Annotated in this window: 21 protein-coding genes and 3 riboswitches; of the genes, 4 read left to right on the top strand and 17 right to left on the bottom strand. The window is 60.2% G+C overall.

The genetic code is table 11. The annotated features are described in order from the left end of the window. Positions 1–8 precede the first annotated feature (8 nt). Complete coding sequence (locus tag BTUS_RS03210) at positions 9–623, bottom strand: succinate dehydrogenase cytochrome b558 subunit (RefSeq protein WP_013074690.1); 615 nt, start codon at positions 621–623, stop codon at positions 9–11. A gap of 336 nt (positions 624–959) precedes the next feature. Next, positions 960–2,111: a homoserine O-acetyltransferase MetX gene (gene metX, locus BTUS_RS03205; RefSeq protein WP_245543356.1), complete on the bottom strand. Its 1,152-nt coding sequence runs from the start codon at positions 2,109–2,111 to the stop codon at positions 960–962. A gap of 50 nt (positions 2,112–2,161) precedes the next feature. After that, positions 2,162–2,272, bottom strand: a riboswitch (SAM riboswitch). Positions 2,273–2,487: 215 nt separating this feature from the next. Here metX and BTUS_RS03200 point away from each other — a divergent pair. Beyond that, positions 2,488–2,823: a DUF190 domain-containing protein gene (locus BTUS_RS03200; RefSeq protein WP_013074688.1), complete on the top strand. Its 336-nt coding sequence runs from the start codon at positions 2,488–2,490 to the stop codon at positions 2,821–2,823. Between the two features lie 16 nt (positions 2,824–2,839). Here the strand turns inward: BTUS_RS03200 and BTUS_RS03195 are convergent, their stop codons facing one another. From BTUS_RS03195 to BTUS_RS03175, 6 genes are all read right to left on the bottom strand, one after another. Then, entirely contained in the window at positions 2,840–4,087 is a 1,248-nt protein-coding gene (locus BTUS_RS03195) for an aspartate kinase (RefSeq protein ID WP_013074687.1), read from the bottom strand. A 127-nt stretch (positions 4,088–4,214) separates the two neighbouring features. Next, positions 4,215–4,396: riboswitch (Lysine riboswitch) on the bottom strand. Between the two features lie 41 nt (positions 4,397–4,437). Next, on the bottom strand, positions 4,438–5,487 hold the full coding sequence (locus tag BTUS_RS03190) for an AMP-binding protein (protein ID WP_013074686.1): 1,050 nt from the start codon (positions 5,485–5,487) through the stop codon (positions 4,438–4,440). Between the two features lie 209 nt (positions 5,488–5,696). Then, entirely contained in the window at positions 5,697–5,828 is a 132-nt protein-coding gene (locus tag BTUS_RS19060; RefSeq protein ID WP_013074685.1) for a hypothetical protein, read from the bottom strand. 72 nt (positions 5,829–5,900) lie between these two features. Then, positions 5,901–7,676: an excinuclease ABC subunit UvrC gene (gene uvrC, locus BTUS_RS03185; protein WP_013074684.1), complete on the bottom strand. Its 1,776-nt coding sequence runs from the start codon at positions 7,674–7,676 to the stop codon at positions 5,901–5,903. Positions 7,677–7,681: 5 nt separating this feature from the next. Beyond that, positions 7,682–7,969 (bottom strand): hypothetical protein, encoded by a 288-nt coding sequence (locus BTUS_RS03180; protein ID WP_041303655.1) that lies wholly within the window; start codon positions 7,967–7,969, stop codon positions 7,682–7,684. Between the two features lie 57 nt (positions 7,970–8,026). Then, positions 8,027–8,905 carry an SPL family radical SAM protein gene (locus BTUS_RS03175; protein WP_013074682.1) on the bottom strand — a complete coding sequence of 293 codons (879 nt, stop codon included), beginning with the start codon at positions 8,903–8,905 and terminating at the stop codon, positions 8,027–8,029. 128 nt (positions 8,906–9,033) lie between these two features. Between BTUS_RS03175 and trpS the strand changes: the two genes are divergently transcribed. Next, complete coding sequence (gene trpS / locus BTUS_RS03170) at positions 9,034–10,017, top strand: tryptophan--tRNA ligase (protein WP_013074681.1); 984 nt, start codon at positions 9,034–9,036, stop codon at positions 10,015–10,017. 93 nt (positions 10,018–10,110) lie between these two features. Here trpS and BTUS_RS03165 read toward each other — a convergent pair whose 3' ends face one another. Beyond that, positions 10,111–11,004, bottom strand: coding sequence for a methylenetetrahydrofolate reductase (locus BTUS_RS03165; RefSeq protein WP_013074680.1), 894 nt, complete (start codon positions 11,002–11,004; stop codon positions 10,111–10,113). Between the two features lie 99 nt (positions 11,005–11,103). Beyond that, a riboswitch (SAM riboswitch) is annotated at positions 11,104–11,208 on the bottom strand. A gap of 232 nt (positions 11,209–11,440) precedes the next feature. Between BTUS_RS03165 and BTUS_RS03160 the strand changes: the two genes are divergently transcribed. Continuing rightward, complete coding sequence (locus tag BTUS_RS03160) at positions 11,441–12,229, top strand: DODA-type extradiol aromatic ring-opening family dioxygenase (RefSeq protein WP_013074679.1); 789 nt, start codon at positions 11,441–11,443, stop codon at positions 12,227–12,229. 124 nt (positions 12,230–12,353) lie between these two features. Here the strand turns inward: BTUS_RS03160 and BTUS_RS03155 are convergent, their stop codons facing one another. The 3 genes from BTUS_RS03155 to BTUS_RS03145 form a co-directional block, all read right to left on the bottom strand. Then, positions 12,354–13,769: an ammonium transporter gene (locus tag BTUS_RS03155; RefSeq protein WP_013074678.1), complete on the bottom strand. Its 1,416-nt coding sequence runs from the start codon at positions 13,767–13,769 to the stop codon at positions 12,354–12,356. A gap of 69 nt (positions 13,770–13,838) precedes the next feature. Next, a complete protein-coding gene (locus tag BTUS_RS03150; protein WP_013074677.1) occupies positions 13,839–14,591 on the bottom strand; it encodes a 3'-5' exonuclease in 753 nt (250 codons plus the stop codon). Between the two features lie 7 nt (positions 14,592–14,598). After that, a complete protein-coding gene (locus BTUS_RS03145; RefSeq protein ID WP_013074676.1) occupies positions 14,599–15,630 on the bottom strand; it encodes a DUF294 nucleotidyltransferase-like domain-containing protein in 1,032 nt (343 codons plus the stop codon). 251 nt (positions 15,631–15,881) lie between these two features. Here BTUS_RS03145 and BTUS_RS03140 point away from each other — a divergent pair, with 251 nt between their 5' ends. Next, positions 15,882–17,363, top strand: coding sequence for a nicotinate phosphoribosyltransferase (locus BTUS_RS03140; RefSeq protein ID WP_013074675.1), 1,482 nt, complete (start codon positions 15,882–15,884; stop codon positions 17,361–17,363). 112 nt (positions 17,364–17,475) lie between these two features. Here the strand turns inward: BTUS_RS03140 and proC are convergent, their stop codons facing one another. The 5 genes from proC to pdhA form a co-directional block, all read right to left on the bottom strand. After that, on the bottom strand, positions 17,476–18,321 hold the full coding sequence (gene proC / locus BTUS_RS03135) for a pyrroline-5-carboxylate reductase (RefSeq protein WP_013074674.1): 846 nt from the start codon (positions 18,319–18,321) through the stop codon (positions 17,476–17,478). A 351-nt stretch (positions 18,322–18,672) separates the two neighbouring features. Further along, entirely contained in the window at positions 18,673–18,993 is a 321-nt protein-coding gene (gene trxA / locus BTUS_RS03130; RefSeq protein ID WP_013074673.1) for a thioredoxin, read from the bottom strand. Between the two features lie 121 nt (positions 18,994–19,114). Beyond that, a complete protein-coding gene (locus BTUS_RS03125) occupies positions 19,115–20,494 on the bottom strand; it encodes a dihydrolipoamide acetyltransferase family protein (protein WP_013074672.1) in 1,380 nt (459 codons plus the stop codon). Positions 20,495–20,536: 42 nt separating this feature from the next. Then, entirely contained in the window at positions 20,537–21,517 is a 981-nt protein-coding gene (locus BTUS_RS03120; RefSeq protein ID WP_013074671.1) for an alpha-ketoacid dehydrogenase subunit beta, read from the bottom strand. Then, positions 21,514–22,599: a pyruvate dehydrogenase (acetyl-transferring) E1 component subunit alpha gene (gene pdhA / locus BTUS_RS03115; protein WP_013074670.1), complete on the bottom strand. Its 1,086-nt coding sequence runs from the start codon at positions 22,597–22,599 to the stop codon at positions 21,514–21,516. Before pdhA ends, BTUS_RS03120 begins: the two co-directional genes overlap by 4 nt. Between the last annotated feature and the right edge of the window lie 69 nt (positions 22,600–22,668).

The following is a 22,668-nucleotide window of genomic DNA, read 5'->3' as shown; positions in this document are numbered from 1 at the left end:
ATTCCTCCTCACGCCGCCCCGTGGGTAAATGCGACCAGTGCACTGATGCCGACATAGCTCAAAACAAGGAAAAAGACTCCGAACACGTAAGCGAAAACCCGTTGGGAACGCGGCCCCACCGTGATGCCCCAGTGAATGCAAAACGACCACAAGCCATTACTGAGGTGAAATACCGCGGCGACCACCCCGATCACCATGAACCAGAAGGCCACTGGATTGGCGACAAGGCGATGGACGAGGTCAAAGCTGGGCGCATTTCCGCTGAACCGCGTCGTCCAGAGGTGGAAAACAATAAAAATGAAGGTGATCACTCCGGTTACGCGTTGGAGGACGAACATCCAATTCCGAAACCAGCCGTAGCGTCCCACGTTGTACCCGGAGGTAAAAGCCACATACAATCCGTACACCCCGTGGTACAAGAGGGGGATAAAAATGAAGACAAACTCAATCAACGTCAGAAACGGGAGATTCTGAATAAAGGCGACAGCGTCGTTAAACGCCTGGGGGCCGTTAATGGCGCTGGCATTTGTGAACAAATGCTCAATCAGGAAGAGACCCACCGGCACCACACCCGCCAACGTATGTAGCCGCCGAAAAATAAACTCCCTCTTGTCCTGTGACACCGCAAATCGTTCCTCCTTCTGTTGGCCTCAAAACAGCATAAAAGGAAGGCAATCCTAGGTGATTGCCCGCTCACCCCGAACCCATATCGATAGCATGCCCGAAACGTCGTCGCCGCGGCTCAACGTACAAAGAAATTTTAAAGTTTCCCGGTGGACATGTCAAGGAAATGAAGCCGTCCACGAAGGCGAACAGAAGGGGACCATCTGTGGATACAGGTCGGGGAATTCACGTTTTTTATATTATGTTGCGGATACAACACCCCAGCACGAGACGTTGTACAGAACCGGGAGCCCCCGGATGGGAACGGAGGTGCCCCGTCGGGACGCGCAACCTGGTCACCCCTCCGGGGCATATACCGATCGTGCCGCCGGGTTCAGGAACTCACCGAGGGCCCCGGACATCTGTTGAAATTCCACTAAAAATGCGTCGTGACCGTACACCGATCGAATCTCGCGATACTGCACCCTTTTACCGGTTGCCGCAAGTCCTTCGGCGATCTCGATCTGTTCCGCAGCGGGATACAAGATATCCGAATCGATCCCAATGCAAAGAAATTCCGCCTCCGTCCGGGCATAGGCGGCGTGCACCCCACCCCGGCCCCGACCGATATCGTGTAAGTCCATAGCCTTAATCAAGTAAAGGTAGGAATTGGCATCAAACCGCCGCACCAGTTTTTCACCTTGGTATCGAAGATAACTTTCCACTTGAAATCTCGCCTCAAAATCCACCGGTCCGTCCGCTTCTTCCCGCCCCACCACGCTCCGGCCAAAGCGGGCGTTGTACAACTGGGGCCCGCGATAGGTGATCATGCCCACCATCCGGGCAAGGGCCAAACCCGCCGCAGGTTTTTCCCCATTATAGTAATCCCCGCCGTTCCACATCGGGTCATTCATGATCGCCAATCGCATGACGTCGTTGTACGCAATCGCCATGGCAGACAGTCGGGCACTGGTGGCGATGGGAATACACCGCTCAACCCGGTCGGGGTAGGTCACCGCCCATTCCAAGGCCTGCATCCCGCCCATGGAACCCCCGATCACCGCGTAGAGATGAGTGATGCCAAGCTTCTCCAGCCACAACCTCTGGGCTTCCACCATGTCCCGGATGGTAATGGGCGGGAATCGCAGACCCCACGGGCGCCCATCCGGACCCGGGGATGCCGGCCCCGTCGACCCCGCACATCCCCCGAGTACATTCGAACAGACGATGTAAAAACGATCCGTATCCAGGACTCGTCCCGGACCGATCAGCCCGTCCCACCATCCGGGCTGCCCGTCCAAATTCCCGGCGTGCGCGTCTCCCGTCAGAGCGTGACACACCAGGATCGTTCGATCCCGGGCGTTCTCCGGGTCTCCATACGCTTCGTAGGCGATGTCCACCTCGTCCAGAACCCGCCCGCTTTCCAGGGTTAGGGGGCCGACCTTTACCACACCTTTGACCTCGGAGGCATGACCCATCGCCCTCACTCCCTTCCTGACACGCCACAACTGAAAAGCCCCCTCTGAGAGAAGAGGGGGCTTGCAAGGGCAGTGTCCACCTCTTATCTCTCAGGATCCACCCAGGTCCTGCAGGAATTGGCACCTCTCCGCCTTCCGGCGGTGGTTGCCGGGTTTCATCGGGCCAGTCCCTCCACCACTCTCGATAAGAGTTCTCCGAACGATTCAATTGTTGTTCGTAAGCTTTGAGGTTGAGTGTACCACGGGTCAAAATCGCCTGTCAACCTGGCGGAGAGGCCCCGGAGAAAATCTCCCGGAACAAAGCGATCCCCTGACAGCCCTGGGCGCCAGCCGTGAACGTCCGTCCTTAAGCGACATACATTACCATCGACATCTGCGCCCCGCGGGGCAGCTGGAGGGACCCGCCATGTGGGATGCCGAATCCCGCCTCCGGCTTCGGATCTACTGCACGGAACGCGACCGGATTCACGGGCGTCCGACGGCCCGGGTATTGATGGAGCTGGCCCGTTCCACAGGTCTGGCAGGCGCCACGCTGTACCGGGCCTTGGAAGGATTCGGCCGTAGCGGCGTGCAGAGGAGCTGGCGTTATTTTGAAACGGAATCGGCCTTGCCGCTCATTGTTGAATTCGTGGATGAGGAATCGGTGATCCGGCGCTATCTGAACGCCTTAGACCACCTGTCGTTTCAGGGGTTTTTGACCATCGAGCGCGTGGAGCAAATCACTTGGAGAGGCCCCCGCTAACGAGGGCCGCATCGCCTTATGCTTTGACCGGATTGACCCTCTCTTCAGCTGAGGCGGACAATTCGAAAGCCTGATGCAGCACTTGCACCGCTCGTTTGACATCCCTGGCGTCGACGACACAAGACACTTTGATCTCCGAGGTGCTGACCATCCGGATGGACATCCCCGCTTCAATCAGCGCGTCGAACATCCGGGCCGCCACCCCGGGGTTGCTAATCATGCCGGCACCGACAATGGAAACTTTTGCTAAATCCTCTTCCGTCACAATCTCTCCGGCTCCCAATGCCACCCGCAAATCTTCCAATACCCGAAGGGTCACAGGCAGGTCGTCCCGACAGACCGTAAAGGAAATATCATGAACATCGTTATGCACGATGCTCTGAACGATAATGTCCACGTTCACGTTTTCCTCCGCCAGGGCGTGAAAGACTTTTCCTAGACTATCCTGCCGATTGGGGACCCCCACCAGCGACACCTTGGCGACGTTGAGATCATGAGCAATGCCCCGGACCACCTGTCCCTGTTCCACGTTCGCTTCCTCCTTCACCCATGTCCCGGGTCCGTCGTGAAAACTGGAGCGCACCACCAAAGGCACCCGATACAATTTGGCATATTCCACCGCCCGGGGGTGCAGCACCACCGCGCCTAGGTTCGCCAACTCCAGCATCTCGTCATAGGAGATTTCCGGGATCTTGGCGGCTTCCTTGACAATACGGGGATCTGTCGTGTACACGCCGTCCACGTCGGTGTAGATCTCACAGACATCCGCCTTCAAAGCGGCCGCCAGGGCCACGGCGGTGGTGTCCGAGCCGCCCCGGCCCAACGTGGCGATCTCCCCATCGTCGGTCACGCCCTGAAAACCTGCCACCACAGCAACATGGCCGTCGCGAAGCAGGGCGTCGACACGATCGGGCCTCACCTCCAAGATCCGAGCCTTCCCGAATACCTGCTCTACCCGGAACCCGGCCTGGCCTCCGGTCAAAGACGTCGCCGGTACGCCGAGCCCTTGGAGGGCCATGGTCAACACGGCGATGGACACCTGCTCCCCGGTGCTCAGGAGCATGTCCAGCTCCCGGGCTGGCGGCCGCTCATTCACCTGCTTGGCCAGGGCGATGAGATCATCGGTGGTATCCCCCATCGCCGAGACCACCACCGCCACCTGATGACCTTCGGCCTTGGTTTTCGCAACCCTTTGCGCCACCTTGACCATGCGCTCCGCCGTCGCCACGGAACTGCCCCCAAACTTCATCACGATTCGCGCCACATTACTCTCCTCCTCACCGCGTGCGCCGGCCCCGCCGGCGGCCGGCGGCGGAACAGACACAAAAAAACAGCCGTAGACAGGTCCGATCTACCGCTGCTCACACTCACACGGAATCGCAACCTCTCTCCCACGCAGTAGCACTCCACAAGGGAACCCCTTGTGACAGTCCCGGACCTTTTCGGTCCGGGCCCAGCGCCGGCGCCTTGAGGGCCGCCGCCGACGCTTCGGCGAAATCCCCTTTCCCGGGCGGATCGTCGGCCCCTTCGCCTCCCCGCCGGTACTCTTGGACCTCGCGCCTCTACCCCCGTTCGGGCATCGAGAGTGCGTCATTCAGTTCGCCACAAAGTATATCATAGATTCGGGGATTGTGTATAGACTTGAAAAGGCGGGCCGGGTCCCGGCAAACCGGTCCCCAGCCCCGCCTGGATTCTCCCGGGCGATCGCCGACTCAGCCCACCTTCACCCCATGGAGGACCGAGCGGGATCCCTTCAGGTGCTGGCCGCGGGGGAACCCGGGGAAACCTGCCGAGCAGGAGGTTTTGCCCCACCAAGTAGCCGCCAATGGTATGCACAATGCCTTTGGGTTTCCCCGTCGTCCCCGACGTGTACAGGAGATAAAGAATGTCTTCGGCACCCATGGTCTCGGCCGGGGACGGAGTCGTCGGCGATTTGGCCATCTCCTCCGCCCAGTCCTTGTCACGATCCGGCCTAAAGGCCGCTCCCGACGCCTCGCCCACCCGTTTGACCACCAACACCGTTTCCACGGGTGTCCCCTTGATCGCTTCATCGGCATTCGCCTTGAGAGGTACCACCCGGCCCCGGCGCCAACCGCCGTCCGCCGTGATCAAGATCTTGGACTGGGCGTCCATGATACGGTCCCTCAGACTTTGGGACGAAAAGCCCCCGAACACCACCGAATGAATCGCTCCGATCTTGGCGCAGGCCAACATGGCAATGGGCAACTCCGGAATCATCGACAGGTAGATGGTCACCCGATCGCCCCGCCGAACGCCCAGGCGGGTCAGCATGTGGGCCGCCCGATCCACCTCCCGGCCCAGCATTTCGTACGTATACACCTTGGAGTCGCCGGGTTCCCCTTCCCACAAGATGGCGGCCTTGTTCTTGCGCGGACCCAAGCGATGCCGATCCACCGCGTTGTACGCCGCATTGAGCTGACCATCCGAGAACCACCGGGCGTGGGGCGGATCCCATTCCAAGACTTTGGTGAATGGGGCCATCCAATCCAAGTGACGGGCTTGTTCCGCCCAGTATCCCTCCGGATCCTGCCGGGCCCGGTCATACACGGTCGGATCCCGGAAGTTTGCCTGATTGCGGAACTCTTCCGACGGTTCAAACCGACGTGTTTCTTTAAGCAGGCTATCGAACTCCTCTTGCTGCACCCTCCCCAGACCTCCTTCGCTGGTCCATCTTTCCCATACCTTGACGTCACGGCACCGACCCCAGGTCCATTACCTCGGGCGTACGGGATTCCGCAACCGCTTGGGCATGCGGAATCTCCGCACAAGTGCGGTATAGGGGAACTAGTTTAATTTTAGCGTAAGATTCGGGGCATTGGCGTACTTTTTGCGCGAAATGCACACCCGGGAGCCTAAAATGCCGCCGGGCTGGCCCGAATGTGGCGAAATTGGGGGAGGGTCCGCCCACTCTGGGCGGCCCAGTAGCTAATCAACAAGGCACCCGCCAGAACCGCGATAAAAAACACAATATACACAGGTTTCATCCGGCGACGGCCCCCCAGATCGTTCGTATATCGAAACAGTCAACACCGACGCGGACCTCCCGTCACGCCGGACTATTTCAAGGCTTCCAGGATCTGTTCTGCCAACCGATCGCCGATGCCCGCCTGGCGAAATTCCTCCAGCGAAGCTTGGCGAATCGCCTCCACCGAGCCGAAGTGCTGCAAGAGCTTTCTTTTTCGCTTCTCGCCAATGCCCGGAATATCGTCCAACACCGAATGCATGACCCGCTTGCCCCGGGTTTGCCGATGAAAAGTAATGGCAAACCGGTGAACTTCCTCCTGAATGCGCTGAAGCAAATAAAATCCCTGACTGTGCCGGTCGATGGGCACCGGCACCGGATCATCTCCCAGGAACAATTGATCCGTCCGATGACGGTCATCTTTCGCCAATCCGCACACCGGGATTTCCAGGTCCAGCTCGTCCTGCAGCACCTCTAAGGCCGCTCCGATCTGCCCCCGACCCCCATCCACCACGATCAAATCTGGCAGCGGCAACTTCTCCCGCAACACCCGGGTATATCGGCGTCGAATCACCTCCCGCATGGAGGCGTAATCATCCGGCCCCTGAACGGTTTTGATCTTGAATTTCCGATACTCTTTTTTCGCCGGCTGTCCGTCCACAAACACCACCATGGCGGCCACGGGGTCCGTACCTTGCAGGTTGGAGTTGTCAAAAGCCTCGATCCGCCGGGGCGCGGCGATGGCCAACACATCCCCCAACTCCCGCACCGCCCCCACCGTACGCTCCAAATCCCGCTCCTCCAGAGCCAATTTCTCCTCCAGGGCAATCCGGGCATTCTCACAGGCCATCTCCACCAACTGCCGCTTGGGGCCGCGCCTCGGCACCACCACCCGGGCCCCCAGCCATTCCCCCAGCACGTCTGTCTCCACCCCTTCGGGCAGGTAAACCTCCTTGGGCCGCTCGGTCTCCTCAAAATAAAATTGCGCCACGTAAGAGCCAAAATCCTCTAAGGGATCGTTGTAAAAAGGAAAAATCTGTACCGCCCGTTCGATCAATTTTCCACCCCGGATAAAAAAGACCTGGACGCACATCCTTCCCCGCTCGGCAAAAAACCCAAAAACATCCCTGTCCACCTGGTCTTGAAACACGATCTTCTGCTTCTCCATCACCCGCCCGATGTGCTGGATCAAATCCCGGAGCTCCTTCGCCCGTTCAAAGCGCAGAGCTTCGGCTTCCTCGTGCATCCGCCGCTCCAGCTCCTCGACAATTTCCCCGTGGCCCCCGTTCAGGAACCGCCCGATGTCCTTGCGGATCGCCTCATACCGTTCCGGGTCCACGGGATACTCACACGGGGCCAGACACTGGCCGATGTGGTAGTACAAACAGACCTTTTTCTTGAGATTCCGGCATTTGCGCAACGGGTAGAGGCGATCCAACAAGCGCTTGGTCTCCATCGCCGAACCGGAGTTCGGATACGGGCCAAAGTAGGACGCTCCGTCCTTGGCCATCCGCCGGACGATCTCCAGGCGGGGGTGTTCCTCCCGGGTAATCTTGATATACGGGTAGGACTTATCATCTCGGAGCATGATGTTGAAGGGGGGTTGGTGCTGCTTGATCAGATTGCACTCCAGAATCAGCGCTTCCACCGCATTGTCCGTCACGATGTATTCAAAATCTCGAATTTCCGAGACAAGTTTCTGGGTTTTCGCGTCATGGCTGCCCGTAAAATACGAACGCACGCGATTTTTTAACGTTTTCGCCTTCCCGACGTAAATCACCCGACCCTCGGAGTCCTTCATCAGATAGACGCCGGGTTTGCCGGGAAGGAGGGCTAACTTCTCCTTCAACCAGCGATCTTCCTCGATCATTCCGCTCACCCAATTTTCATTGTATCCCGCCGGCGAAGCCAAATAAAGAGGAAAACTGCGGCCATGGCGGCCAAATCCGCCGCGACAAACCACCAGGATGCGGATTCCACCCAGCCGGCGATCGGCCAAGACCAAAAAGGATACAGGTAGGCCGGTGCAAATTGGCGGTGGGTGAACAGGTCCACGGCAATATGGAGCCCGGCCCCGGCGGCCACCGCTGCCGCGGCCCGAAATCGGCCAATGAGAGCCGCCACCATCACCGCGCTCCACAGGGGCGTACATCCAAAACCCATGTCCCAGAGTATCCACCCGACCCGCCCCCTTCCTTTCACTTCCCTAGGGTGCGGTGGTCAAGCCAAGTTCATTCCGGCAAATCCCGCGGCTCCCAGCCCTACCCGTCCGGGGCCGAGAATGCCTACGAAGATCGGGATCAGGCGCAGATGAAGATCCGGGTCAAACCACCCCTCATAACCGGCCGCTTCAAGCCGCCGGGCCATGCCCAGCAGCCGGCTCCGCTTTCCACCGGATCCGTCTCCCAAGTGAAAGGTATCCAGGACTACCCGGTCCGCCGCCTCGGCGAGCAACCGGGCCAGCCGGTCCGGGTTCATGGGCAAGGCCGGGGACACCGCCGCTTGAGTGAGGACGCCGGCCCTTCGCAATCGCGCCAAGGCCCGAATGCGCCCGAAGACCGGCGGTGAGGTCGGGGTGAGCAGGCGGCGGACGTTCTCGTCATCGGTCTCCACGGTGAGACTGACCCGCACTTTTTTGCCCAGGGCTCGCAGAAGATCCACATCCCGGAGAACCATGGGGGAACGGGTTTGAACCACCAGTTGGTCGACGCCTCCTTCTTCCGCGATCACCCGAAGCAACTCCCGGGTGATCTTCCATCGCCCTTCCACCGGCTGATAGGGGTCTGTGGAGGAGCCCAGGAAGATTCTGAGTGTCTCCCCCCGAACCCGGCTGTGCCGCAGTTCCCGGCGGAGGCGTTCCGGGGCACCCTCTTTGACAGTCACCCAGGTCCCCCAGGGTTTTGGATGGAGTAAAGCCACCGGCAGGCGCCGCACGTAACAGTAGGGGCAGCCGACCGCGTCCCGGCCGAGGTTGTCCACCGGTCGGCCAAAGGCGCACCCGATGTACGGGTTCAACGAATGGGTGAACCCTGTCAGATACCCCTTGGCCGGTTGCAACATCCGCCCGGCCGCCTTTTTCTCCACGTCAACCTCGGCCAACGCCCGTCCCCCCTCGCCATCGACGATTTTGCCGAATGTAAAAAAACGTCAAACAACATCGGAATCCCGCTTCCGCCCGTGGCAGTCGGGTCCGACCTTTTGGTATGATAAAGGCCGAGGTGACCACGATGCGCGTATTTTCCGGAATGCAGCCCAGCGGCACGCCCACCCTGGGCAATTACCTCGGCGCCCTGCGCCATTTTGTTGAAATCCAAGATGAAGCCGAATGTTTTTACTGCGTGGTGGACCTCCATGCCGTTACGGTCCCCCAGGAACCTGCCGCATTGCACCGGCAGACGAGACAACTCAGCGCTCTCTATTTGGCGGCGGGGATCGACCCGCGTCGGTCGGTCCTTTTCCTTCAATCCCACGTCCCCGCCCACTCCCAGTTGGGGTGGCTGATGGAATGCCTGGTGCATTACGGCGAGCTCGGGCGCATGACCCAGTTCAAAGAGAAATCTGAGGGCAAGGAAGGCGTGAGCGCCGGCCTGTTTACATATCCTGCCCTTATGGCGGCGGACATTTTGTTGTATCAGGCCACCCATGTCCCGGTGGGGGAAGACCAAAAACAACACCTGGAGTTGACCCGGGATTTGGCCGAGCGGTTTAACAAGCGGTACGGGGATACCTTTGTCATCCCGGAGCCCTTGATCCCCAAAGTGGGAAGTCGGATCATGTCCCTGGACGACCCGACGAAAAAGATGAGCAAGAGCAGCGCCAACCCCGGGAGCTACATTTCCCTGCTGGACAGCCCCGACGAGATCCGGAAAAAGATTCGCCGGGCTGTGACCGACTCCGAGGCGGAGGTGCGCTTCGATCCCCAGCGGAAACCGGCCGTCAGCAACTTGCTCACCATTTATTCATCGTGCACGGACAAAACGATCCCCGAACTGGAGAAACAGTATTCCGGGGTGGGATATGGACCCTTCAAGCAAGATCTGGCCGAAGCGGTGGTGGCCCGGCTGGAGCCCCTGCAAGAGCGGTACAGAGAGCTGGTCGACAGTGAAGAGCTGGACCGCATTCTCGCCGAAGGGGCGACCAAAGCCAAGGCTGTGGCGGAACCGAATCTGCACCTGGTCTTCGAACGCATGGGATTTCTGTTGCCCCGTTGAAAACGGGGAACCCGCTCGGGATTGCAGGGACATGGGGCGGGATGGAGCGGAGCGCCGAGCCCTTCCGCACCGCCCCATCCGGGTTGGTGTCCTTTACATCGCAGCCCGGCGAAGATCGGTGTCGATATCCAGGATCTCGTACACCGCCCGCAGGTCCCCGATGGGAAAGAGATGGGCGCCGGCCGCGAACTCCCTCAGTCCCCCGTACAACTCCCGGCAGAGGGCAATTCCCGCAGCCCGGCCGCCTTCTTCCACTTTCTGAATCACGTCTTCCCCCACCCGCACCCCGGGCACCTTCTCGTTAAAATAGCGGGCTTGGCGGGCGGACTTGAGGGGCAGAAGTCCGAACAGGATGTGGACCGGCAGGTGGCGGGTGCGCTCCCAAAAACGCAAGGCCGTCTCGATATCGAACACCGGCTGGGTCTGAACGAAGCGAACCCCGACTTCCACCTTGGCCGCCAGTTTGGCCACTTCGGCGTCCAAATCTTCCGCCCCGGGATTGGCCACCCCGCCGATCAAGAACCGGGTCGGGCCGTTCAGTTCGTGGCCGGTCAAGTCGTAGCCTTGGTTCAGCCGTTCAGCCAGCCGGGCCAAACCGATGGAATCGGTCTCAAACACCCCTTTGACCTCGGGATGATCCCCCCGGCTGGGAGAATCCCCGGTCAAAGTGAGGATGTTCCGCACCCCGAGGGCCGCCGCACCCAACAATTCGCTCTGCAGGCCGAGCAGATTGCGGTCCCGACAGGTCAGGTGAAAAATCGCTTCAAGGCCCAGATCCTCCTGGACGATGTGAGCCAAGGCGATGGGGCTCATCCGCAGGGTGGCCATGGGACTGTCCGCGATATTCACCGCATCCACCTTGCCCCGGAGGAATTTGGCCGCTTCCATGGTGGGCAAGGGATCCGCCCCCTTGGGCGGCTCCAACTCCACCGTGGTCACAAACTTGCCGAGGGCTAACTTTTCCCGTAAACCGTGCACATTGTACATCCCCAGATCCCCCCACTCCGCGCGGCTTCCTCGCCTCCATCCCCTAAACCCACCAAAAAACCCCTTTCCGGTGGAAAGAGGTCGGACTGTTGTCCCCCTCTCTCATCTTCCGGGGTCTCCCCGCAGGAATTGGCACCGTGCCGGTGTTCCGACCGGTTGCCGCGGCATCATCGGGCCCGTCCCTCCGCCAACTCTGGATAAGAGTAAGGATCCATCGCGCGTATTCGGTTTAAAATTATCTTCACCTTACGTGAATTTCCCTGCCGTGTCAAGGGCCCGCATTTGCCACATCTTCCCCAGAAGGGCCCTTACTTTTTTGGTTGGCCCGCCTTGACATAACGACCATAGCGTGATTTTCTATGGATAAGTTAGTATATAGATGACGTAAAGTAACGCCAGGATACCCAAAAGAGTGTGACGATGAGGAGGGACTTTGGTGAACCCGGCGTATTTCATTGCCCACGGAGCCCCCACTTTGGCCCTTGAAGACAACCCATACACACAGCTTCTGCAAAACGTTGCTTCCCGCCTTCCAAAACCCAAGGCGGTGCTCCTATTCACCGCCCACTGGGAATCTCCCGTACAGCTCATTGGCGCCCCCGAGCAATTCGGGATGATCTACGATTTTTTCGGATTTCCCGATGACCTTTATCAGATTGTCTACCCCGCCCAAGGAGCTCCGGAAGTGGCCGAAGAAGCTCGAGCCCTTCTTGACGAGGCTGGCATTCCCGCCAAAATCGATCGAGGCCGCGGGCTCGATCACGGCGCCTGGGTGGTGCTTCGCCTCCTGTTCCCCCGTGCGGACGTACCCGTGGCGACCCTGTCCGTCAATCCCGCCCTACCCCCGGAAAAGCAGTACGCCATCGGCCGGGCCCTCGCTCCCCTTCGTCGGGACGCGCTGATCGTAGGCAGCGGTGGGACGGTGCATAATCTGTGGTCTCTCGATTGGAGCCGAGAACAAGACGGACTGCCGGCAGACTGGGCGCAGAGCTTTGACGACTGGCTACGAGATCGGATGGAGAATTGGGACACCCGAGCACTTTTTCGCTATGAGTCAGAAGCCCCTTATGCCCGCATGGCCGTTCCGCGAAACGAACATTTTGTTCCTCTCCTGATCGCCATGGGTTCGGCCGACGGGGACCGCGCGGCCCGGCGACTGTGCCAGTATTACCAATATGGGTCTTTGAGCCTCAGTTGTTGGGAGTTCGGCACCAGCGGAATGTGAGGGACGAAAACAGACAAGAAGGGTGGTGAAATCTACTCACCACCCCGGCACCGATCGTCTCCCATCTCCCTTCGGAGCGCCTCGGCGTCCTTCTTTCGACAATTTCGTCACATGCGATCCAAAATTATGCCGTGGGTGTCGCGCGAGTTCCGGAAGAGCCCTCTTGGGAGAACTCGCCGCCGTGGGGAAGCTGTTCGGGATACCCCGAGGCCCCGTGTTCGCTGACATCCAGGCCGATGATCTCCTCTTCCCGGCTGATCCGAAGACCGACGGTGGCCTTGATCGCATAGAGAATGATGAACGACACCACGAACACATACACCCCAGCCGCCAGTACCCCGGCCGCCTGCACGCCAAGCTGGTGCAGCCCGCCGCCGTAAAACAAGCCCGGCGCGCCGACGCCGACAGATTTCACCAAATCGGGAGACGCGAAAAACCCCGTGGACAAAGTCCCCCAGATCCCGGCCACGCCGTGAACCGAAAAGGCTCCCACCGGATCGTCCACCCGGGCCACCCTCTCAAAAAACTGCACCGAGAGAACCATGACCACCCCGGCCACCGCACCGATGACCACCGCGGCCCAGGGTTCCACAAAGGCGCAGCTCGCCGTAATGGCGACCAGGGCAGCCAGAACCCCGTTGAGCATCATGGGGATGTCGGGCTTGCCGAGAACGGCCCACGCGGTCAACAGCGCCGCCACGCCCCCGGCTGCCGCCGACAAATTGGTCGTCATAGCGATATACGCAAAAGAAATGTTCATCGCCGACAAGGTGCTGCCGGGGTTGAACCCGAACCAGCCGAACCACAGGATGATGACGCCGAGCACGGAGTATACGGTATTGTGCCCGGGCAGGGAATGAACGCTGCCATCCTTGCCGTATTTGCCAATGCGCGGTCCGAGCAACATCGCCCCCACCAGAGCCGCGACTCCGCCTTGAAGATGGACCACCGTCGATCCGGCAAAATCCTGCATCCCGAGACCGGACAGCCAGCCGCCGCCCCAAATCCAGTGCGCCACGACGGGATAGATAAGGGCTGAAAACAAAATCCCGAAAATGAAGTACACGATCAGTTTAGCCCGTTCGGCGATGCCGCCCCAGAAAATCGCCAGGGATACCCCTGCGAACACGACTTCAAACATGTACTTGGCGCCAAGGGGGACGTCGCTGTAAGACAACGAACCGAAAACTTGATTCACCATATCATCACTGACGTTGAGAAACCATCCTTGAGTTCCGACAAACGCATTGCCCTGCCCAAAACTGATGGCAAACCCCACCGCCCAAAAGACCAGTGCCACCAAACCAAAACTCAAGATGTTTTTCCCGGCGATGTGGCCGGCATTTTTCATTCGGGTCGATCCGGCCTCCAACAGGGCAAAACCGGCCTGCATGAAAAACACCAGGAACGCTGTCACCGCAACCCACACCGTGTCCACCGCCTGGGCGACGTCCTTGACGGTCGGATCCGCCGCCAAGGCCACAGACGGTGCGAACAGGACCAGAGCCGGCAGGAGTCCCCATCTCGCCCATTTGATCATTGCCCACCCTCCTCAATCTCGGGAATATGAAAGAAACACTTTATATGATATATACAATAACCGTATATGTCAATATTCATCACCAATGACAACATCCGTTTTCATCCACGTAAAGAAATCTCCCCATCTCGTCAGACCTTTTCTTGTGAATAGGGTGAGGAATACACTCCATATCCGGGCAGTCAACAGGGCGTCGTTCAAAGCCCGGTGACGAGTCAGCGGCGGAATCGCCATGCGTTCAATGAGATAGTCCAAAGTGGCCTCGCCGGTGTCGGGCCACAGCCGCCGGGCCACTTGGGCGGTGTCCACGACCCGGCGGGGCAACTCAATGCCGTAGAATTGGTTTAATGGAACGTTAAGGAAATTAACATCGTGTCCGGCGTGATGAGCGACCAGAACAGCGTCCGAAGAAAACGCCATGAACCGCGATAATACGTCTTGGACTTTGGGAGCTCGCCAGAGTTCTTGTTCACTCAGCCCGGTGATCCGCCGCACCACTTCCGGGACTCGGCGACCGGGTTCAAGGGCGATCAGTGATGAGAACGTTTGATCTTCGCGGACTTGCCCATTTTCCACCCGTACGGCGCCGATCTCAATCAAGGCATCGGTACGCCAATCAAACCCCGTGGTCTCCGTATCAAACACCACGTAGGTCAGGCGGTCCAAGGGCTCTTCCCAGATATCCCGGCGGTTGATTTCCCGGACCATCTGGCGCAGAGCCGCCTCAGTGGCAACAGAACCCTCGGCGGAGGCGGCGAGCAGTGCCGTGACATCGCGATTTTTCAACAGCCGTTGAAACCATCCCAAACGCTGCTGCTTCACGCTTTCTTCACCCCCGCCGGTAGAGATGCTGAAAATACTGATAGGTTCGTTTCTGAAGGGCCCGGGTCGCAGACAGAGCCCGGAAAAGCTCATCCTCCATGTCCCGGGGCAACTCCGCAGGATCCACCCAATCGTCCGGAGGCCGGTCGGCGAGGAGACAATCCCGATGCCTTTTCCAGCGAAGGGCAAGGCAGATCCGAAGGGCCTCGGCCGCCGCCCGGGCCTCTTCAGCACTCCAAAGTCCGCTCTTTTCGAGTACCTCGATCCGCTGCCGGGTGCCCGGATCCTCGATCCCCGCCCGCAGGGCCCAAAGTCGGACGCTGCCCACCAACGGGACGTATAACCCGGTTTTGATGTCCACCATCCCCTGCCGCTCCTCGGCCCCGGTACGGAGGCGCCCCAGGGCGGTCAGGGCCGCCCGCCCAACCCGCCAGGCGTGATCTGCCGCCGACCACAGGGCATACCGGGCATCCCGAAGGGCGGAAACAACCCCTTTCCTCACGCGGTGACCGAGCCAAGCGTCTCCGCAGGCCGGACGCTGATCGGCGGCAATTAACAACAGCCGTACATTGCTCCAATCCGGGTAATCCAGGTATCCCTGGATCCGGCGGGCCCATTGTTCTGGTGTGCCCCGCCACCGGGGGTTCACCGCCATGACATACCCCCGGCACAGAGGATACCCCGCGTCATCCAGCCCCCCGACCACGCGCCTGGCCATCTCTGCAAAATAGCCTTCCACGGCAGGTTCGGCTCCTTCGGGCGAGTCGTAAACCAGGGCGTTGTCCTGGTCGGTGCTGATCATCTGCTCTCGCCTGGCCCCGCTGCCAAGTTCAAGCCAACAGTAACGAGCGGGCGCCGGACCCCATCCGTCCCGTTCCAAAGCTTTCTCAGCCAACGCGACGACGCGGCAGAATAAACGGTCGTGAAAGGTCGACAACATACCGGGGTCTGTAATTGTTCTGATCGCCGCAGCATGGAGCCTCCGCAAATCCGCCGGGGTGCCGGCCTCATCAATCCGATCAAACAGTTGTCGGTCCACCCCACCTCACCCCCGGCGGAGTTTTTCCCATGTATTGACGTTAAATCTGTCATTATTAGTTACGTATTATATCACGCGCACTGAAACGTGGCTATCTTTTTTTATTTTCCCGTCGGTGCCATGGAAATGGGACCAATGGGTGTTTTGCAGCGGATTGTGCTACAATTTAAATGAGATCCCGAAGGTTGCAATCCAGAACCCGGAGTTGGCCCGCCGGGGGTCAGTTTGGGGGCAGGAAAGGAGGAGCACCGGTGAGTTTTCCGCTGCTCTTTGATTTTTACGAACTGACGATGGCCTACGGGTATTTTCGCGCCGGAATCCACGAGCGCACCGCTGTATTCGATCTTTTTTACAGAAAAGGGCCCTTCGAGCACCCGTACGTCCTTTTCGTCGGCCTGGAGGGAGTTCTGCAAGGTATCGAGAATTTTGGTTTCGGAGAGGACGAGATCCGATACTTACAAAGTGTGGCCCCGCAGATCCGAGACGAGCAATTCTGGGACCTGTTGCGCCGCTTTCGATTTCACGGGACTATCTACGCCCCCGAAGAAGGAACGGTGATGTTTCCCCGGGAACCCATGCTGCGGGTGGAGGGGAAATTATTTGAGGTTCAACTTTTGGAAACGATGCTCCTTACATACGTGAACCATCAGAGCCTCATCGCCACCGCCGCTCACCGGATGGTGGAGGCAGCCGCCGGCAAACCTGTGATCGAAATGGGAGCCCGCCGGGCCCAAGGGGTGGACGCCGCCATCGACGGGGCCCGGGCCGCGTACATCGGGGGGGTCAGCAAAACCGCGACAACTGAAGCGGGACGCCGATTCGGGATACCCATTACGGGAACCATGGCCCATAGCTTTGTTCTGGCTTTTCACCGCGACGTCCGGTCTCCGGATCAGGCGAAGGAAGCGGAACTTCAAGCTTTTACCGCCTACGCCGAGGCGTTTCCCGACCAATGTCTTCTTGTCGTAGACACCACCGACGTGGAGCGCAGCGGCTTGCCCAACGCCATTACTGTGTTCCGAAAGCTTCGGGAGAAGGGGTACGAACCGATTGGGGTGCGCATCGACAGCGGGGACCTCGCCTATCTGTCCCGGGTCTGTCGAAAGGCTCTGGATGAGGCCGGGTTTCCGGACGCCCAGATTATCGCTTCTTCGGATCTGGATGAGTTTGTCATTCGAGACCTTTTGGCCCAAGGCGCCCCCATCGACGCCTTTGGCGTCGGGACGAACTTGATCACCGCGCGGTCCGACCCCGCATTGGGCGGAGTCTACAAGCTGGCGGCAATTGAATGGGAAGAAAACGGGGAACGCCACCTGAGCACCCCGATCAAACTCTCGGAAAACCCCACCAAGGTCACCTTGCCCGGCCGGAAGAACGTGGTGCGCCTTTTGAAGGATGGACAGTTTGTCGGCGACCTCATCATGTTGGAGGACGAAGAAGACCCAAAAGGTCCTCTGCGAATGATTCATCCGGAATATCGCTGGAAACAAAAGGTGGTCACCGATTACGAAGCCATCCGACTGCTCCGCCCGGTGTACCGGGACGGTCGGCGACTGATCGATAAGATTACGCCGGATACAGCCCGACAGACGGCTGCCCAATCCTTGGCGCAGCTCTCGCCGGAGCACCGGCGGCTCCACATGCCCCACGAACCCCACGTCGATCTGTCCGACGCTCTGTACGAGCGCTGGATGGCAGAGATCCATAGGCGTCGGATGGAGAAAGTCCAGTAGCCCCGTCATACTGAACAGGCCCAGCTCAACGGTCCGCGCCGCCCTGCGATCCAGTGCGGGCGGCTTTCCGGCTTTGACCGATCAGAGGGCTGCCACTCTCAGGAGTGGCCGCTTACCCCTCGGCCTCCGAGGCCGCAGACTCAGCAAAAGCCTCTTGCAACTCCCGGCTCCTCTCCGCCGCCCTTCGCACCGCCTCCCGAAGCGCCTCGGCCACGTGGCGCCGCTCCAACACCTGGATTCCCGCTTCCGTGGTCCCTCCCGGGGAGGTGACCTGCCGCCGCAGGGTCTCCGGCGACTCCTCGGTATTGCGGAGCATGAGCGCCGCTCCGTACAGCGTCTGTTCCACCAACCCCCGGCATACCTTCTCGTCCAAACCCATCTCCCTGCCCGATGCCATCAGGGCTTCGGCCAGGTAGTATACGTAAGCGGGACCGCTTCCCGACAACCCCGTGACTGCATCCATCTGGCTTTCTGGCACCACCACCACTCGGCCGACAGCAGTAAAAATCTGTTCCGCCAGTTTCATCTGTTCCGCCGTTGCGAAACGGCCCGGGGCCAGGGCTGTGGCCGATTCCCCCACTCGACAAGAGGTGTTCGGCATGGCCCGGACGACCGGAATCTGTCCCCCGAGCTGCCGCTCAATCCACTCCGTCGGAATGCCGGCCAAAACCGAAAGGATCAGGGGCTGGCCCATCAGGTGATCCCGCACCTCGACCAACGCGTCCCCGGCGTCTTTCGGTTTCATGGCCAGAATCAGCACCTCGCCCCGGCGAATCGCTTCAGGGCGCTCCACCGCCGCCACGCCGTACCGCCGAGCCAGGCTGTCCCTTTTTTGCCCGTCCCAGCGGTTGGCAACCCGAATCCGGTCCGCCCGGGCCGCCCCGGCATCTAGCAATCCCCGAATCAATGCCTCGGCAATCGCCCCGGCACCGAGAAAAGATAGATTCTTTTCGATCATGACCCGGCTCTCCTCTCCACGCGATCCGATCCCCGCGGCAATAAGAAAGCCCTCCCGTCTCAAAGGACGGAAGAGCTCCTTCCGCGGTACCACCTTCGTTGGCCTCGACGGCCCCCTCATCCCGGACAACCCGGCTCCGGTTAACGCCCGGCCACGGCTCGCCTTCACGGACCCACGGCGGTCCGCTTCGGCGGCAGCTCCGAGGGGGGTTCCAAAGGGGACGGCGCGGGCCTCTCAGCCACGAGCCCGTTCTCTGGGGCCGTCTTAAACCTCTGTACTGGTCCTCGTCTTCGCCTTACCCTTTCGGTTACCTCACACTATAGAATACTCGCCTCCGGGTTTCAAGGCCCTTTAGCTCAAATGGGGCCGAAGGGTCGCCGACAAGCGGGCTTTGTTCTGATAACCGATCACCTGCTGGACCACCTGCCCATTTTTGAACAAGAGCAGGGTGGGTATGCTCATGATTCCGAAACGGCCCGCCGTGCTCGGATTATCGTCGACATTCAACCGATAAATCTCCAGTTTTCCAGCCCATTCTTTTTCAAGTTCATCAAGAACTGGAGCCAACATCCGGCAAGGCCCGCACCAAGGCGCCCAAAAGTCCACCAATACCGGCCCGGCCACCTGCTCGACTCGACTGGCGAACGTGGCATCCGTCACTTCTTTCGACATGCCTAATCCTCCTTCCGAATACCCACAGAGGTAGTATACCGCAGACCGATCAATTGTGCATCTGGCACCTATCCGATTCTGCGTCGTCGGTCTCCAACCCTCGGAAATGGCTCAGCCCCTCTTAGATCCGAACCATCAATTGCATCGGGTTGCCGAGAAGCTGCATGATGTATCCCATAAACCGAGTGGCCGCGGCCCCATCGATGATTCGATGGTCAAAGGTCAGGGAAATCGGCATCATCCATCGCCCCACCACCCGGTCATCCTCCAACATCACAGGCCGCCGGACGATCTTCCCCGTGGCTAGGATCGCCGCCTGGGGATAGTGAATAATCGGAGTGGCAAACAGGCCGCCGAACGAACCGATATTGCTGATTGTAAACGTCCCGCCCCGCATCTCGTCCGGAGACAAGGACCCCGACCGGGCCTTCTCCTTCAGCTCTTCGATCTCTTCCGCGATCTCCAGCACACTTTTGCGATCGGCATCGTGAACGATCGGAACCAACAGACCATCCGGCGCGTCCACCGCAATACCGATGTGGTAGCGGCGCTTGAGGACAATCTCCCGGCGTTCGTCATCGAGACCCGCGTTGAAATACGGATACGCTTTCAACCCGGCCACCACAGCCTTCACGATAAAGGGCAGATACGTGATCTTGACCTGCCCCTCGGCCGCACTTTCCTCCACTTGCCGCCGGAACGCCACCAACTCGGTCACGTCTGCTTCGTCCATCCCCGTCACATGGGGGATCGTAAATTTTGACTGCACCATATGTTCCGCGATGACCCGGCGAACCCCCCGAAGAGGGATCCTCTGCTCGTCCGCGTCTTGCCCTTCAGCGAAGGAACCCTCTGCTTCCCGGGCGCCGACCGGGGAGACGGTCTCTTGTTTCTTCGGTTCCGCAGTGGACAACCTTTGAGCGCCCGTCTCCGAACGACCTTCCCCAACCTGAACCTCCGGGCCGGAAGTGCCGCCCCCCAGATCCCGGTCACCTCCCCGGGCGGCAAAGGCCCGCACGTCCTCCTCCAGAACTCGGCCCCCCGGGCCCGTCCCGGGTACCTGATTGATATCGATCCCGAGTTCCCGGGCGAGCCGCCTCACCACCGGGGCCGCCTTGGCTCGCTGCAATCCATTGCCAGTACCCGGACTGCCCGGCGGCACCTGCCGCTCCGATTCCCGGCCCACAACGCCACTGGTAGCAGATCCCGCCGGCATGCCGCTTTCCGCCGCAACCCCTCTCAGTCCCGGCGACACTTGTCCCTCCTCGGTCTCGATCTCCACCAACACCGTTCCGACAGGCACCACCTGTCCTTCGTCCCCATGTACCTCCACGACCTTTCCCGCAACTGGGCTTGGGATCTCCACCGTCGCCTTGTCCGTCTGGACCTCGAGCAGCACCTGATCCTCGGTGACCACCTCACCGGGCTGCACTCGCCAACGAACAATTTCCGCCTCGTGAATCCCTTCCCCCACATCGGGCAATCTCCACTGGTAAATCATGGCAACCTCCATTCCCAAAGCCGAAGAAACCTTTGGACGGTCTTAAAATGCTGCAACGCGGTGAATCGCTTCCACGACCCGATCAACACTCGGCAACCAGGCGTCCTCAATGGCCGGGGGCGGATAGGGGGTGTCATAACCCGCCACTCGAACCATCGGCGCCGCCAAGGAAAGAAACGCGCTCTCCGACAGCCGCGCCGCCACTTCTGCCCCCACCCCGCCGCTGCGCACAGCTTCGTGAACCACGACCACCCGCCCCGTTTTCTCCACCGAAGCCACCAGGGTTTCCGTGTCCATGGGCGCTATCGTGCGCAGATCGATCACCTCACAGGAATAGCCCCAAGCCTCCTGGGCCGACCGGGCCGCCTGCACCGCCACCGGGACCGTGGGGCCCCAAGCAATAACGGTGACGTCCTGCCCCGGGATCACCACCTGGGCCCGGCCAATAGGCACCTCGTACCACTCTTCGGGAACTTCTCCGCGAAAGGCCCGGTACAGTTTTAGCGGCTCCAGGTACAGGACGGGATCCGGATCGCGAACCGCCGCCAGAAGCAGCCCCTTCGCATCCCGGGGATTGCTGGGAATGACCACTTTGAGACCCGGAGTGTGCAAAAACAAAGCTTCCAAACTGTCCGAATGCAACTCCGGGGTTCGCACGCCCCCGCCAAAAGGCGCTCGAATCACGATCGGCGCCGAATACTGCCCCCCGGAGCGAAAACGGATTCGCGCCGCCTGAGCGGCGATTTGGTCCATCGCCTCATAAATGAATCCCAGAAATTGAATCTCCGCGATCGGCCGCATCCCCGCCACGGCCAGCCCGACGGCCGCCCCTACAATCGCCGACTCCGCCAAGGGGGTGTCCACCACCCGATCCGGCCCGAAGTGGGCCTGAAGCCCTTCGGTGGCCCGAAACACTCCGCCATTCTTCCCGACGTCTTCCCCGAGCACCATCACCCGATCGTCGCTTTCCAAGGCCATCTTCATCGCCTCGTGAATGGCCTGGATCATCGTCATCTCTCTCATTGCATTCCCTCCCTCCGGGAGGCACGGGCCCTCCACTCGTCCCTCTGGTTGCACAGGTCGGGTGTCATCGAGGCATATACGTGCTCAAAAGCGAAAGACGGATCCGCTTTAGGATAAGACTCCGCCCGAACCACCGCCTCGTCCACAGCGCGCCTCGCCTGCTCCCATTCGGCGCGCTCCTGCTCTTCAGACCAGATCCCTCGGTTTTCAAGAAACTTCCGGAATCGCACGATGGGATCCCGCCGTTCCCGCCACCTTTTCAGCTCCTCTTCATCCCGGTATCGGGTGGGGTCGTCCGCTGTGGTGTGTGGTCCCAACCGGTAGGTCACCGCCTCAACCAAGGTCGGCCCCTCCCCGGCCCGGGCCCGATCCACAGCCCGGAGCATCCCTTCATAGACGGCCAGAACATCGTTTCCGTCCACGCGAATCCCTTCGATCCCGTACGCCACCGCCCGTTGCGCCACAGTCGCCGACCTCATTTGATGGGACACGGGGACACTGATCGCCCACCCATTGTTTTGACAAAAGAAAACCACCGGCACACTGAACACCGAGGCGAGGTTCAGCGCTTCATGAAAATCCCCTTCGGAGGTCGCGCCATCGCCAAAATACGCAGCGGCAACGCTCCGCTCGCCCTTCAGGCGGCAGGCCCATCCCGCCCCCACCGCATGGAGAAGTTGCGAGGCAATGACGATCTGCACGGGAAACATGCGAGAATCCTCCGGCATCTTGGCCCCGTCCGGATGACCCATGCTATAAAGCAACGCCCGCTCCATGGGCAATCCGTGATAAATCATCCCGGCCAGTTCGCGATAGCTCGGAAACACCCAGTCGTCCTTTTCTAGCGCTGCGAAACTGCCGATCTGCGCCGCCTCCTGGCCGCTAAAGGGCGCATACGTCCCGATCCGTCCCTGCCGCTGCAGATTCAAGGCGCGTTCGTCAAAGGTGCGAGCGAGGACCATCCCCCGATACATCCCGACAAGCCGGTCTTCCGCGAGATCCGGTACAGATCCCACGGGTGACCCTTCTTCATCGAGCACCCGATACAGCGGTTTGGGCTCGTCCGCCCGATACACGTCCATTCTCTTCTCCCCTTTCGTGGACCCGGCCGAGCGCGTCCGCCGGCCCATCCCGGTCGGCCGCGCCGCTCA

The sequence above is a fragment of the Kyrpidia tusciae DSM 2912 genome (assembly GCF_000092905.1).
Lineage (GTDB): Bacteria > Bacillota > Bacilli > Kyrpidiales > Kyrpidiaceae > Kyrpidia > Kyrpidia tusciae.
The sequence above is the reverse complement of the archived record's forward strand: the minus strand, read 5'-3'. Positions and strand labels throughout refer to the sequence as shown.

Coding starts and splice junctions, on each gene's coding strand:
- uvrC (WP_013074684.1), bottom strand. CDS start 7,676: ATGATCGAGGAAGATCGCTGGTTGAAGGAGAAGTTAGCCCTCCTTCCC.
- BTUS_RS03125 (WP_013074672.1), bottom strand. CDS start 20,494: ATGATTTACCAGTGGAGATTGCCCGATGTGGGGGAAGGGATTCACGAG.
- BTUS_RS03120 (WP_013074671.1), bottom strand. CDS start 21,517: ATGAGAGAGATGACGATGATCCAGGCCATTCACGAGGCGATGAAGATG.
- proC (WP_013074674.1), bottom strand. CDS start 18,321: ATGATCGAAAAGAATCTATCTTTTCTCGGTGCCGGGGCGATTGCCGAG.
- trxA (WP_013074673.1), bottom strand. CDS start 18,993: ATGTCGAAAGAAGTGACGGATGCCACGTTCGCCAGTCGAGTCGAGCAG.
- pdhA (WP_013074670.1), bottom strand. CDS start 22,599: ATGGACGTGTATCGGGCGGACGAGCCCAAACCGCTGTATCGGGTGCTC.
- BTUS_RS03155 (WP_013074678.1), bottom strand. CDS start 13,769: ATGATCAAATGGGCGAGATGGGGACTCCTGCCGGCTCTGGTCCTGTTC.
- trpS (WP_013074681.1), top strand. CDS start 9,034: ATGCGCGTATTTTCCGGAATGCAGCCCAGCGGCACGCCCACCCTGGGC.
- BTUS_RS19060 (WP_013074685.1), bottom strand. CDS start 5,828: ATGAAACCTGTGTATATTGTGTTTTTTATCGCGGTTCTGGCGGGTGCC.
- BTUS_RS03165 (WP_013074680.1), bottom strand. CDS start 11,004: ATGTACAATGTGCACGGTTTACGGGAAAAGTTAGCCCTCGGCAAGTTT.
- BTUS_RS03180 (WP_041303655.1), bottom strand. CDS start 7,969: ATGGGTTTTGGATGTACGCCCCTGTGGAGCGCGGTGATGGTGGCGGCT.
- BTUS_RS03200 (WP_013074688.1), top strand. CDS start 2,488: ATGTGGGATGCCGAATCCCGCCTCCGGCTTCGGATCTACTGCACGGAA.